Source organism: Actinacidiphila sp. bgisy160, from assembly GCF_057707815.1.
In genome coordinates, this window is record NZ_JBYIQW010000026.1 from 87,192 (window position 1) to 99,180 (window position 11,989).

Genomic DNA, 11,989 nt, shown 5'->3' on the forward strand with positions numbered 1-11,989 from the left:
CCTGAGGCGTTCGGGCCTCCTCCCCGGCCCGTTCCGCGTCCCCGCGGGCGGTTCAAGGCGCCGAGGGTCCCGCCGAACGGGCCTTGAACGCGGCCTTGCGCGCCTCCTTGGCCAGTCGCTTGTCGGGGTGGATGCGGCCCATGGCCTCCAGGACGTCGGCGGTGGCCGGGTGGTCCACCCGCCAGGCCGCGCTGAAGAAGCCGTCGTGCCGGGCGACGAGGTCGGTGACCAGCTCGCGCAGCAACTCGGGGTCGTCGTCGGCGTCGAGCTGGGCAGCGATGGTGTCGACGGTGAGCCAGAAGATCATGTCCTCGTCGGGCGCGGGAACGTCCACCGCCTCGCGTTCCGTCAGCCAGACCCGGGCCAGTCCGCCGAGCTGGCGGTCGGCCAGGACCTCGCGCAGGGCCGGCTCGGCCTCGTCGCCGAGCAGGCTGAGCGTCTGCTGGGCCACCAGCCGGCGGCCGGGCGCGTTGCGGTCCTCGCCGCGCGCGGCTTCCAGCAGCTCGCGGGCCGCGTCGTACGGCTTGCGGTTGCCGAGCCACGCGTCGGCCTCCCGGCGGGCGATCTGGTCCGGGTACCGGAACAGCGCCTCCAGGAGGGCGGCGGCGGGCTCCCCGGCCAGCTCGCCGGCGGCCGGGGCGTGCAGGCCGGCGTCGATCATCCGGGACCGCACGCCGTACACACCGAGCGGGGTCAGCCGTACCAGGCCGTAACGGGAGACCTCCTCGGGCCCGATCTCCTCCGGGAGGACCGCCGCGCCCTCGGCGGGGCCGGCGTCCTCGGACTCGGCCTCCTCGATCAGGGCCTCGTCCAGCGGCTGGTACTCCAGCAGCCCGGTGGTCGTGAGCAGCCGGAAGTGCTCATCGAGGCGCACCATCACCTCGGTGACGTCCTCCAGCAGGGCGTCGCTCGGCTCCTCCACGTCCTCGGGGACGACGAGGGAGGCGGCCAGGACCGGCAGCGGCACGGCGTCCTTGGTGTCGCCGCCGGAGTCCTCCATGACGGTGAAGAGGTAGAGGTTGGCGAGCGCGCCGTCGAGGAACTCGCCTTCCTCCTCCGGGTCCCAGTCCAGGGTGTTCAGGTCGATCTCGCCGTCCGGCCCCAGCTCCTCCATCAGGCCTTCGAGGTCGGGGGTCGCGGCCTCGGCCAGCGCCGTGTCCAGTGCGGCGAGCCACAGCTCCAGCACCTCGCGGGGCTCGCCCGCCTCCAGCCGCCGCAGTGCCTCGCCGGGCACGGCTCGCCCCGCGGGCTCGTCCAGGGCCACGCTCCCGGCGCCGGGCTCCGCGTCCTCGTCCGCGGTGTCCTCGATCTCCAGGTCGACGAGGCCGGCGTCCACGGCCACGCCCCAGGCCTGCGTCGCCTCCGCCGGGCCGTCCGCTTCCCCCTCCAGGCCCAGCTCGCGGACGGCGCGCGGGACGTCCTCGGCGGTCAGCTCCCCCATCGCGTCCACGGTCACGTGCGGCGCGCACCAGCGTGCCAGCCGTACCGCGCGGTCGAGGAGCGGTACGGCGACTGCGAGCCGCGCCAGCTCCTCCTCGGGCAGCAGCCTCACCGGCGGCAGGTCGAGGCGGTCAGCGGCCATGGCGGGGTCTCCAATGCAGCGGTGTCCGGGGGGCGCCCGAAGGCGCAGCACCAGCCTAGACGTGTGGGCGCCCGGCGGGCGCGCTTCGGCTTTCCGTCACCCGCCGTTACGGCAACGGACGCGTGGGATGTCGGCGTTGGCGCGCGTGGACAAGCCCGGGGAACGTGTGCGGCGGTTCCACCCGTCAGCGGGGTCACTTCCGCCCCACCTCCGGTGCCGGGCACCGGTGCGCACGCCCGGCGGCGCGCGCCGCACGGAAGCACCGGTGCACGACCGGGCGTACGGCCGGCCCCCGCACGCCCCCGAGGCCGGCGGCGTAGGGGCGCCTGACATGATCCCCGCCATGACCACGAGCGAGGCGGACCCGGCGCACGAGGCGCTCGACCGGCACATACGGCGGTTCTTCGCAGGCCACCCGGTGGGAACGGCCCCGTACGACCTGGGGGACGGGCGGCGCGGCACGGTCCCCGGCCTGCGGGTCGTCGAGGTGGGCCCGGGGCCGCGCGGCGACCACTGGACCTATGTCACGGCCGGTTGCTGGTCGCGGGCCAACCACGACGGCCACGGCCTCGAGTTCATCCTGACCGCCCCGGTCCCCGACCCGCGCTTCGCCGACCTGATCGCCATGACCGCCCACTACCACTGCGGTCCGCGGCCCCGTCTGCTCGACCTGGGCCACAGCCTGCCGGTCGGGGAACCCTGGGTCCCCGGTTCGGCCTGCGACCACATCCTGGTCAGCCTCCCGTACCTCCACGGTCCCGGCCTGGAGGTGTGCCACCTGCCGGGCGGCCACGCCCGTCTGCTGTGGCTGCTGCCGGTGACCGCGTCCGAGATCGCCTTCCGCCGCGAACACGGCACCGAGGCACTGGAGCAGCGCTTCGACGACGCGGGGATCCTTCCGCTGGACCTGCACCGGGCGCCGGTCGCCTGAGGCGCGTCGCTCAGCCGGCCGCCTCAGTCCTCCCGGAGGAAGTCCTCCAGTGCCTCCAGCCAGGCGTCGGGCCGGTCGATGTGGGCCATGTGCCCGGCCTCCTCGATGATCGCGGCCCGCGCGGACGGAAGAAGCCGCAGCGTGGGTCCGATCAGGCCGGCCGGGAAGGTCATGTCCTGCCGTCCGTGCAGCAGCAGTACGGGGAGACCGAGCGCCGCGAGCCGCTCGGGGTCACCGGGGCGGCGCGGCCCCGGCAGCGTCCCGGCCTCGAAGGGGCGCAGCCATTCGGCGGTGAAGCGGACGCCGCGCAGGACGTCGAGGTAACCGGGCAGGGCGTCCGCGCGCCACACGTTCGCCGGCGCGGAGGCCAGGGCGGCCGCCCGGGTGAGGGCCGGTCCGGACAGCGAGGGGTCGGACCACACCTCGGCCTCCGCCGCCAGCCGTTCGTCGCGTTCCCGCCAGCCGTCGAAGGCGTCCGGCGGCACCGGCAGCACGCTGCTCGACGCGATCACCAGTCGCCGCACGCGCCCGGGCGCGGCCATGGCGAGGCGCTGCGCGATCAGCCCTCCGTACGAGAAGCCGAGCACGTCCGTCCGCCCGATCCCCAGCGTGTCCAGCAGCCGCACGAGGTCGGCGGTGGCCGCGTCCGGCGTGTAGTGGCCGTCGGCGAGCCCGCGGGTGGAGCGACCGCAGCCGCGCAGGTCCGGCAGGACGATCCGGCGGTGCCCGGCGAGACGGTCCAGGGGCCGCCGCAGATGCGTGTGGTCCCAGTCGGGCCCGCCGTGCACCACCAGCAGCGGCGCCCCGGACGGCCGGCCGGCCTGTGCGACGAACAACCGCACCGCCGGGTCGCGTGAGACCGGAACCAGGATCTCCTCGAGCACAGGGGCCAGTATGACGATCCGACAACGTCCCTAGGATGTCCGGGTGACGACGGACACCGCTACGCCGGACCGCACCGACGACGACGCCGGCGACTCCCGGGCGGCAACCGCCGCCGACTGGCCGCTGCGACTGAGCCGGTTCGGCCACAGCCCACGCCCCCGGACCGACACCCGCGAGCGGCTGGTCCCGGCCTTCCCCGAACCCGGCACCCGGATATGGCGGGCCCTGGGCCTGTCACCGGGGCGGGCGCGCCGCGCCGCACGGGCCATGGGCTGGCTCGGCCCCGTCCTGGTCGCCGTCCTCGCCGGCGTACTGCGCTTCGTGAGCCTCGGCAGCCCGCGTGCCATCGTCTTCGACGAGACGTTCTACGCCAAGGACGCCTGGTCCCTGCTCCGGCTCGGCTACGAGGGCGGCTGGCCCGACAGCAAGGTCTCCGACCCGCAGATCCTGGGGGACCCCCAGGCCATCCCCCTTTCGGAGACCGGGCACTTCATGGCGCACCCGCCGATGGGCAAGTGGGTGATCGCCCTCGGCGAGTGGATGTTCGGCCTGAACCCGTTCGGCTGGCGCTTCATGGCCGCCGTGCTCGGCACGCTTTCGGTGCTGATGCTGTGCCGCATCGGCCGTCGCCTGTTCCGCTCCACGGCACTGGGGTGCCTGGCCGGCGGGCTGATGGCGGTGGACGGGCTGCACTTCGTGATGAGCCGCGTCGCCCTCCTGGACGTGGTCGTGATGTTCTTCGTGCTCGCGGCGTTCGGCTGCCTGCTGATCGATCGTGACCGTGCGCGGGCGCGGCTCGCGGCGGCCCTCCCGGTGGGCGGCGACGGCTTCGCCGGTCCCGAGGCGGTCACCGCCGCCCGCGCGGGCACCGGCCCGCGGCCCTGGCGGCTCGCGGCCGGCGCGCTCCTGGGCCTCGCCTCCGCCGTCAAGTGGAACGGCCTGTACTACCTCGCGTTCTTCGTGCTCCTGACCCTGCTCTGGGACGTCGGCGCCCGCCGCCTGGCCGGGGCCCGCCACCCCTACCGCGCGGTGCTTCGCCGCGACCTCGGCTGGTCCTTCCTCTCCCTCGTCCCGGTCGCCGTGGCGACGTACCTGATGACCTGGACCGGCTGGTTCCTCACCGACGACGGCTACGGCCGGCACTGGGCCGACGGCCGCGGCGGCACCTGGTCGTGGATCCCGGCGCCGCTGCGCAGCCTGTGGCACTACGAGTACGGGGTCTACCAGTTCAACGTCGGCCTGGAGGACCCGCACCCGTACCAGTCCAACCCGTGGAGCTGGCTGGTCCTCGGCCGCCCCGTGTCCTTCTTCTACGAGTCCCCCAAGCCGGGGCAGGACGGCTGCGGCACGGCCAACTGCTCGCGGGAGATCCTCGCCCTCGGCACGCCCCTGCTGTGGTGGACGGCCTGCTTCGCCCTCGCCTACCTGCTGTACCGCTGGGCGCTGCGCCGAGACTGGCGCGCCGGCGCCGTCCTGTGCGCGGTCGCCGCGGGCTACCTGCCGTGGTTCCACTACCAGAACCGCACCATCTTCTCCTTCTACGCCGTCGTCTTCCTCCCCTACCTCTGCCTCGCCCTGGCCATGGCGCTCGGCGCGCTCCTCGGCCGTCCCGGCGCGGCCGAACGCCGCCGCACCTACGGGGCGGTGGCCGCGGGCGTCCTCGTCCTCCTGATCGTCTGGAACTTCATCTACTTCTTCCCGATCTACACCGGGCGGACGATCCCCTACGACGACTGGCACGCCCGGATGTGGCTGAACACATGGATCTGAGCGGGACCGCCCCGCACATCCCCGAGCACGTCGTCCGTCTTCCGGCTCGCCCATCTGCTGCCGGTTCCACGCGATGGAGGCCCGCCTCGTCGCCACCGGCAGCCGTGGCCGGTACGGCCGGCGCCCTTCGAGGGCGGCCACACGGCGTACGTCGTGCCCGCGCCGCACGAACCGGCAGGGCGGGACCGCCCGCGAGCCGGTCCGGCGAGGACGCGGTCCACCGGCGGGGCCCGCGCCCGGCGCGCCAGTCCCGCCCCGGCGCGCCCGGCCCGCATACCCTGCGAGGACGTCCGACGTGCCAGGTGGGAAAGGGTGTGGCATGACGTCCGCAGGCGTGCACCTCCGGGAGATCACCGACGACAACCGAAAGGCCGTCCGTGCCCTCCGCGTCCGGCACAAGCAGAAGCAGTTCGTCGCATCCGTGTCCCTGTCGCTGAAGCAGGCGGCGAAGACGCCGGACGCCAACCCCTGGTACCGCGCGGTGTACCGCGGCGACGAGCCGGTCGGCTTCGTGATGCTGTCGTGGAAACCGCCGTCCGGCCCCTACCAGGGGCGGCACTTCATCTGGCGCCTCCTGATCGACAAGCGGCACCAGGGGCACGGCATCGGCCGAGAGGTGCTCACGCAGATCGTCGACCTGGTCCGCGCGGACGGCGCCACCGAGCTGCTGACCAGCTACGAACCCGGCGACGGCGAGCCGTGGCCCTTCTACCGTAAGTTCGGCTTCGAGCCGACCGGCGAGATCGACGACGGCGAGATCGTCCTGCGCCTCCCCCTCCCCGCCACCGACGCCCCGCCCCCGTCACCCGAGAGGTCCTCGTAGGCCCGGGCCCAGGAGGCGCCGTGCCGATGGCCCGTCATGATCCGAGATGACTCGGCGGGCGGCGCGGCAAGCTGCTCCCGCGTTGTCGACAGGCTGCGGCCCCACACCGGCCGCACAGCCGAACTCGCCGCCGCCTGGCTGCTGAAGGCGGCGGAGCGGTGCTCATGGTGGTGCGCCACTTCGACGATACGCGACCCGGAAAGCGTGCCGGGGTTCCGGACAACCCGAACCGCCTCGGCCGGCACCTGGACCGCGAGGTCAGGGACTTCCACGCCGCCGTCGGTGCCGAACTCGGCGTCGGCGCACACGACATGAGCTCCGGCCCGGACGAGGGCCGATGGCCGGACGCCCTCCCGTGCCTCCATCGGTCACGGAAGGACGCTCGTCACGTAGCCGGCCTCACAGCCGCCCGCAGGTCAGTTGTGGCTGTGGAGGATCTCGTTCAGCCCGCCCCACGAGCCCGTGCGCTGAATGACCTCGACCGCGCCGGTGATGGAGTTGCGGCGGAAGAGGAGGTTGTCGGCGCCGGAGAGCTCCTTGGCCTTGACGATGGTCTCGTCGGGGAGGGAGACCCGGGTCCCCGCCGTGACGTAGAGGCCGGCCTCGACGACGCAGTCGTCACCCAGGGAGATGCCGATGCCGGCCTCGGCGCCGAGCAGGCAGCGCTCGCCGATGGAGACGATGGCTTTGCCGCCGCCGGAGAGGGTGCCCATGATCGAGGCGCCACCGCCGATGTCGGAGCCGTCGCCGACGATGACGCCCTGGCTGATGCGGCCCTCGACCATGGAGGTGCCCAGCGTGCCGGCGTTGAAGTTGCAGAAGCCCTCGTGCATCACGGTCGTGCCGGAGGCGAGGTGGGCGCCGAGGCGGACGCGGTCGGCGTCGGCGATGCGGACGCCGGCGGGGACGACGTAGTCCGTCATGCGCGGGAACTTGTCGACGCCGTAGACCGACAGGTGCAGGCCCTCGGCGCGGGCGGCGAGGCGGACGCGCTCGATGTCGCCGGCGGGGACGGGGCCGAGGGAGGTCCAGGCGACGTTGGCCAGGAGGCCGAAGATGCCGTCCAGGTTCTGGCCGTTGGGCTTCACCAGGCGGTGGCTCAGCAGGTGCAGGCGCAGGTAGGCGTCGTGGGCGTCGAGCGGCTTGTCGTCGGTCGAGGCGATGACGGTGCGTACGGCGACGACCTCGACGCCGCGGCGCGGGTCCGGCCCGAGTGCCTTGGGGGCGGCGTCGCCCAGCAACTCGGCGGCCTGGCCGGCGGTGAGCCGTTCGGTCCCGGCGGGGCCGGGCGCCGCCACGAGCTCGGGCGCGGGGAACCATGTGTCGAGGACGGTGCCGTCGCCGGCGATCGTGGCGAGGCCTGCGGCAACGGCACCGGTGGCGCGAGAGGTGGCGGTCGTTTCAGTCATGTGTCGAACGCTAGTCGCTGCGTCCCGCACTTGCCCAACCGGCCCGCCATCCGGAACGTCGCCGCGCCTGGCCCACCACGCCCTCGCCGGCCTCCTCCCCCGCGCCGCCCCGCCACCTCGCGGCGGCCGCCAGCAGCACCGCCCCGCTGAGCGCGGCCAGGACCGCGCAGACCGGCCACAGGGCGCCCGGCGCGGTGTCGTACAGGGCGCCGCCGAGGGGCGGGGCGAGGACGGTGCCGCTGACGGAGGCCCCCGCGTACAGGGACTGGAAGCGGCCCTGCAGGTGGTCCGGGGCGCTGTCGGCCACGTAGGCGGTGGCGGTGGTCTTGTAGAGGATCTCCCCCGCGGTGAGGAGCAGCATCATCGTCACCGCCGTGGCGATGTGCGCGCCGCCGGCCAGTGCCGCGTAGCCGGCGCCGACGAGGACGAGCCCGGTGCCGATGATCGGCAGCGGCGGGCGCCGGCGCAGGGCGACCGTGGCCGGGATCTCCAGGCAGAGGATGACGCCGCCGTTGACGGCGATCAGCCAGCCGTACGCGCCGGTGCCGATGCCGTGGCCGGCGAGCCAGACGGGCAGGGTGGAGTACTGCTGCCGGTAGACGGTGTCGGTGACAAAAATCGTCGCCAGCAGCACCACGACGGAGGGCCTGGCGCGCAGTGCCGCCCACAACCCGTCGGCGCGGGCGGGGCGGAGGGCACGCGTCCGGCGGACGCCCTGGGCGGGCAGCGCGCGGGCGGCGTAGCCCGCGAAGAGCAGCGTGCCGACGCCGTCGGCGACGAAGAGCCAGGTGTACGAGGTGCGGGTGGCCAGGAGGGCGCCGAGCGGCGGCCCCACGGTGAAGCCCGCGTTGGAGGCGAAGCGCAGCACGGCGAAGCCCTGGCGGCGCGCGCCCTCGGGCACGGAGACGGCGACGAGCGCGGAGTTGGCGGCCCGCACGGTGCCGGCCGCGTACTGCGCGAGCAGCAGGACGGGCAGCAGCGCGACGGTGGGCAGGGCGGGCAGCAGGACGAGTCCGGCGCCGGAGACGGCGGACCCGGCGAGCAGGACACGGCGGTGTCCGAGGTGATCGCCGAACCAGCCGCCGGTGAAGTTGCCGGCGACCAGGCCCACTCCGCCCGTCCCGGCGATCAGCCCGGCCTCCGGGACGGGCAGACCGCGCACCGCGGTCAGCCAGACGAAGAGGTAGACGAACGTGAAGCTCACGACCGCGTTCATGAAGACCCCCGCGGCCAGCAACCAGACGACCCTGGGCACCTCGCGCATGCCCTTACCCCCTTCTCCCGCCAGTGAGTTCCTTTTGGAAACTCACCCTCGGCTGGCAGGATAGCGGTATGGCCCGCCGCACAGACCTCGGTGACGCGAACTGCTCCATCGCCCAGTCCCTCGACGTGGTCGGCGACTGGTGGACGCTGCTGATCGTGCGGGACACCGCCCGCGGCGTGGAACGCTTCGACGACCTGCAGCGCGAACTCGGCGTGTCCCGCAAGGTGCTGGCCGAACGGCTGCGCCTGCTGGTCGACGCGGACGTGCTGACCCGCGAGCCCTACCAGGACCGCCCGGTCCGGTACGCGTACCGGCTCACCCCGCGCGGCCGGGCGCTGCTGCCGGTGCTGATCGCCCTTCAGGACTGGGGTGACCAGTGGGTCCTGGGCGACGGCACGACCACCGGCACCGCGGCGGACGGCTCACGGGAGGCCGGGCGCGTGCACGCGCTGACGGGGACCCGCGTGCCCCCGCTGCTGCTCCCCGCCGGACCCGGCGGCGAACTCCGCGACCCGGTGGCCGCGGACCGCCCGTTCACGGTCCTCTACTGCTTCCCCGGCGCCTACGCGCGGCCCGCGTCCTATCCCCCGGGCTGGGGCGACATCCCGGGCGCGGCAGGCTGCACGCTGGAGTCCTGCACCTACCGCGACCGGCTGGCGGAGTTCACCGCGGCGGGCGCGGCCGTGCACGGGGTGAGCGGCCAGCGCCCGGACGAGCAGGCGGAGTTCGCCGAGCGGGAGCGGTTGCGCTTCCCGCTGCTGTCGGACGCGGAGCTGGCCCTGTCCGCGGCACTGCGGCTGCCGACCTTCCGCGCGGGCGGAGCGGTGCGCCTGAAGCGGCTGACCCTGGTGGTCGGCGCGGACCGGGTGGTCCGGCGGGTGCTCTACCCGGTCACGGACATCACGGCGAGCGTGGCGGAGGCCCTCGATGCCGTCAGGACTGTGTCGCGGCCCTGACCGCGTCCGGTTCGGCCGCCGCGTCCCGTACGCCCGGCAGCCGCCGGGCACCGAGCACGGCCGCGCCGGCGACGACGCCGAGGACCGCGCACAGCGGCCACAGCACGCCCGGAGCGGTCTCGTAGAGCACGCCGCCGAGCGGGGCGGCCAGCACCACGCCGCTGATGGAGGCGCCGGCGTACATGCTCTGGAAACGGCCCTGGAGGTGGTCGGGGGCACTGTCGGCGACGTACGCGGTGGACGGCGACTTGTAGAGGATGTCGCCCACGGTCAGCAGGATCATCATCACCACGGCGGTCGCGACGTACCAGCGGCCGGTGGTCAGCGCGGCGAAGCCGAGCCCGACCAGGATCACGCCGAGCCCGATGATCGGCAGCGGGGCGCGCCGGCGCAGGGCGACGGTGACCGGGAGTTCCAGGAGGATGACCAGTGCGCCGTTGATGGCGATCAGGGCTCCGTAGACGCCGGTGCCGATGCCGTGGTCCTTCAGGTACACGGGCAGGGTGGAGTACTGCTGGCGGTAGATGGTGTCGGCGACCAGGATCGCGGCGAGCAGCACCAGGACGGCGGGCCGGGCGCGCAGCGCGGTCCACAGACCGGGCGCGTCCGGCGCGGCGTCGCCCTTGGGCCGGTGGTTGCCGTTCGCCGGCAGGATGAAATGCGCGTAGACGCCGAAGAAGAGCATGCCGAGGCCGTCGGCGACGAACAGCCAGTCGTACGAGACCGTGGTGGCGATCAGCGCGCCGAGCGGCGGGCCGACGGTGACACCGAGGTTCGCCATGAAGCGCAGCAGGGCGAAACCCTGGCGGCGGGAGCCCTCGGGTACGGAGAAGGCGATGAGTGCCGAGTTGGAGGCCCGGGTGACGCCGGTGGCGTACTGGGCGACCGGGAAGACCACCGCGAGGGCGGCGGTCGGCGTCACCGGCAGGGCCGCGAGGCCGAGACCGGACACGACCATGCCCGTGATGAGGGTGCGGCGGTGTCCGAAGCGGTCACCGAACCAGCCGCCGGTGAAATTGCCGGCGACCATGCCGATGCCGCCCACACCTGCGACGAGCCCTGCCTGGGAGGTGCTGAGCCCACGGGGTCCGGTCAGGTAGACGAAGAGGTAGACGAAGGTGAAGCTCACCGCCGCCACGAAGAACATGCCGGTGGCAAGGAGCCACACCACCCTCGGTATGTCCTTCATCGCCTGTTTCATACTGCCCTCCGATCGACGCTCTACAAGAATCGATCACGTGAAGGCGCGAATGCGGCGCGTGAGGATGCCGGATCAGGTCGCGGCCGGTATAGGTCAGCAGTCTCGTCCGGGTTTGCCGATGATCCGCGCGAAGACCTCGCGGGCCTCTTCCCGGTCGATGTCGCGGCCGGTCAGCAGGGCCTGCAGGCACATCCCGTCGGTGAGGGCGGCGAGCGCGCGGGCGGTGACCGGGTCGGTCCACCGGGCCAGGAGGGCGGCCATGTGGTCCACCCACTCCGCGGCGACCGGGCGTACGGCCTCGCGGCGGAGCGCGGCGAGATAGAGCTCGTACTCCAGCTGCGCACGGGGGCGGTCCCGGGAGACCGTCTCCTCGACGAACCGGGCCAGTTCCGCGGCCAGGTCGGCGCCCGGCGAGCCGAGCAGGGCGCGCTCCCCGACCTCACGGAAGAAGGCCTCGTTGCACTGCCGCAGGGCCGCCACCAGCAGGTCGTCGAGGGTGGCGAAGTGGTACGTCGTCGAGCCGAGCGGGACGTCGGCTGCCGCGGCCACCGCCCGGTGACCGAGCCCGGCGATGCCGCGCTCGCCGACCACGCGGATCGCGGCGTCGATGATGCGCTGCCGCCGCTCGGGGTCGTACCGGCGGGCCATCAGTGGGCGCCGCCGAGGTTGAGGACGACCACCCCGGCGATGACCAGGGCGATCCCCGTCAGTTTGGCGGCGGTGGCGGCCTCGCCGAGGAACACCATGCCGATGGCGGCGATCGCGGCCGTGCCGACTCCGGCCCATATCGCGTAGGCGGTGCCCACCGACATCGACTTGAGCGTCTGCGCGAGCAGCGCGAAGGCGATCAGGTAGCCGGCGGTGGTACCGAGGGAGGGCCACAGCCTGGTGAAGCCGTCGCTGTACTTCATGGACGTCGTACCGAGCACTTCGGCGAGGATCGCCCCGCCCAGCAATGCGTATGCCATGCGTACAAGCGTACACATCGATGTGTACGCCCGTACGCATGACGGCTCCCTCACGACCGGCGCGGCCACCACCGCTTCCGGGCGGCGTCGGGCACCGCGACCGGGGTCAGGCCCAGCGAACCGGTCAGGAAGAACTCCCCGTCCACCCAGTGCCCCGGGGCCGGGGTGTCCGTCAACTCCTCGTCGGCCACGGCGACCTC

At 73.7% G+C, this 11,989-nt stretch carries 11 protein-coding genes; 4 read left to right on the top strand and 7 right to left on the bottom strand.

Going from position 1 to position 11,989, the window contains the following annotated elements; all coding sequences use genetic code 11:
* Nucleotides 1-52: 52 nt before the first annotated feature.
* Nucleotides 53-1,582 (bottom strand): hypothetical protein, encoded by a 1,530-nt coding sequence (locus AC3EUJ_RS21240; RefSeq protein ID WP_431963633.1) that lies wholly within the window; start codon nucleotides 1,580-1,582, stop codon nucleotides 53-55.
* 343 nt (nucleotides 1,583-1,925) lie between these two features.
* On the opposite strand from AC3EUJ_RS21240, the gene AC3EUJ_RS21245 reads away from it, so the two are divergent.
* Complete coding sequence (locus AC3EUJ_RS21245; RefSeq protein WP_431963635.1) at nucleotides 1,926-2,513, top strand: suppressor of fused domain protein; 588 nt, start codon at nucleotides 1,926-1,928, stop codon at nucleotides 2,511-2,513.
* Nucleotides 2,514-2,536: 23 nt separating this feature from the next.
* Here the strand turns inward: AC3EUJ_RS21245 and AC3EUJ_RS21250 are convergent, their stop codons facing one another.
* Entirely contained in the window at nucleotides 2,537-3,397 is an 861-nt protein-coding gene (locus AC3EUJ_RS21250) for an alpha/beta fold hydrolase (protein ID WP_431963637.1), read from the bottom strand.
* A gap of 43 nt (nucleotides 3,398-3,440) precedes the next feature.
* Here AC3EUJ_RS21250 and AC3EUJ_RS21255 point away from each other — a divergent pair, with 43 nt between their 5' ends.
* Entirely contained in the window at nucleotides 3,441-5,168 is a 1,728-nt protein-coding gene (locus AC3EUJ_RS21255; RefSeq protein ID WP_431963639.1) for a dolichyl-phosphate-mannose--protein mannosyltransferase, read from the top strand.
* Nucleotides 5,169-5,487: 319 nt separating this feature from the next.
* Nucleotides 5,488-5,991 carry a GNAT family N-acetyltransferase gene (locus AC3EUJ_RS21260; protein ID WP_431963641.1) on the top strand — a complete coding sequence of 168 codons (504 nt, stop codon included), beginning with the start codon at nucleotides 5,488-5,490 and terminating at the stop codon, nucleotides 5,989-5,991.
* A gap of 416 nt (nucleotides 5,992-6,407) precedes the next feature.
* Here the strand turns inward: AC3EUJ_RS21260 and dapD are convergent, their stop codons facing one another.
* Both dapD and AC3EUJ_RS21270 read right to left on the bottom strand, forming a co-directional pair.
* Complete coding sequence (dapD, locus tag AC3EUJ_RS21265; protein WP_431963643.1) at nucleotides 6,408-7,400, bottom strand: 2,3,4,5-tetrahydropyridine-2,6-dicarboxylate N-succinyltransferase; 993 nt, start codon at nucleotides 7,398-7,400, stop codon at nucleotides 6,408-6,410.
* A gap of 10 nt (nucleotides 7,401-7,410) precedes the next feature.
* Nucleotides 7,411-8,664 carry an MFS transporter gene (locus tag AC3EUJ_RS21270; RefSeq protein ID WP_431963645.1) on the bottom strand — a complete coding sequence of 418 codons (1,254 nt, stop codon included), beginning with the start codon at nucleotides 8,662-8,664 and terminating at the stop codon, nucleotides 7,411-7,413.
* Between the two features lie 68 nt (nucleotides 8,665-8,732).
* Between AC3EUJ_RS21270 and AC3EUJ_RS21275 the strand changes: the two genes are divergently transcribed.
* Entirely contained in the window at nucleotides 8,733-9,620 is an 888-nt protein-coding gene (locus AC3EUJ_RS21275; RefSeq protein WP_431963647.1) for a winged helix-turn-helix transcriptional regulator, read from the top strand.
* Here AC3EUJ_RS21275 and AC3EUJ_RS21280 read toward each other — a convergent pair.
* From AC3EUJ_RS21280 to AC3EUJ_RS21290, 3 genes are all read right to left on the bottom strand, one after another.
* Nucleotides 9,598-10,809, bottom strand: a complete 1,212-nt coding sequence (locus AC3EUJ_RS21280) for an MFS transporter (protein WP_431963649.1) — start codon at nucleotides 10,807-10,809, stop codon at nucleotides 9,598-9,600. The two genes, AC3EUJ_RS21275 and AC3EUJ_RS21280, sit on opposite strands and share 23 nt — an antisense overlap.
* A gap of 105 nt (nucleotides 10,810-10,914) precedes the next feature.
* The gene (locus AC3EUJ_RS21285; protein WP_431963651.1) at nucleotides 10,915-11,469 is read right to left on the bottom strand and encodes a TetR/AcrR family transcriptional regulator; all 555 of its coding nucleotides are present in this window, start codon (nucleotides 11,467-11,469) and stop codon (nucleotides 10,915-10,917) included.
* Nucleotides 11,469-11,789 (bottom strand): DMT family transporter, encoded by a 321-nt coding sequence (locus tag AC3EUJ_RS21290; protein WP_431963653.1) that lies wholly within the window; start codon nucleotides 11,787-11,789, stop codon nucleotides 11,469-11,471. Before AC3EUJ_RS21290 ends, AC3EUJ_RS21285 begins: the two co-directional genes overlap by 1 nt.
* Nucleotides 11,790-11,989 lie beyond the last annotated feature (200 nt).

Excerpts from the sequence above, each read along its gene's own strand:
- AC3EUJ_RS21290 (WP_431963653.1), bottom strand. The coding sequence starts at position 11,789 with ATGGCATACGCATTGCTGGGCGGGGCGATCCTCGCCGAAGTGCTCGGT.
- AC3EUJ_RS21270 (WP_431963645.1), bottom strand. The coding sequence starts at position 8,664 with ATGCGCGAGGTGCCCAGGGTCGTCTGGTTGCTGGCCGCGGGGGTCTTC.
- AC3EUJ_RS21275 (WP_431963647.1), top strand. The coding sequence starts at position 8,733 with ATGGCCCGCCGCACAGACCTCGGTGACGCGAACTGCTCCATCGCCCAG.
- AC3EUJ_RS21280 (WP_431963649.1), bottom strand. The coding sequence starts at position 10,809 with ATGAAGGACATACCGAGGGTGGTGTGGCTCCTTGCCACCGGCATGTTC.
- AC3EUJ_RS21260 (WP_431963641.1), top strand. The coding sequence starts at position 5,488 with ATGACGTCCGCAGGCGTGCACCTCCGGGAGATCACCGACGACAACCGA.
- AC3EUJ_RS21285 (WP_431963651.1), bottom strand. The coding sequence starts at position 11,469 with ATGGCCCGCCGGTACGACCCCGAGCGGCGGCAGCGCATCATCGACGCC.
- AC3EUJ_RS21245 (WP_431963635.1), top strand. The coding sequence starts at position 1,926 with ATGACCACGAGCGAGGCGGACCCGGCGCACGAGGCGCTCGACCGGCAC.
- AC3EUJ_RS21240 (WP_431963633.1), bottom strand. The coding sequence starts at position 1,582 with ATGGCCGCTGACCGCCTCGACCTGCCGCCGGTGAGGCTGCTGCCCGAG.
- dapD (WP_431963643.1), bottom strand. The coding sequence starts at position 7,400 with ATGACTGAAACGACCGCCACCTCTCGCGCCACCGGTGCCGTTGCCGCA.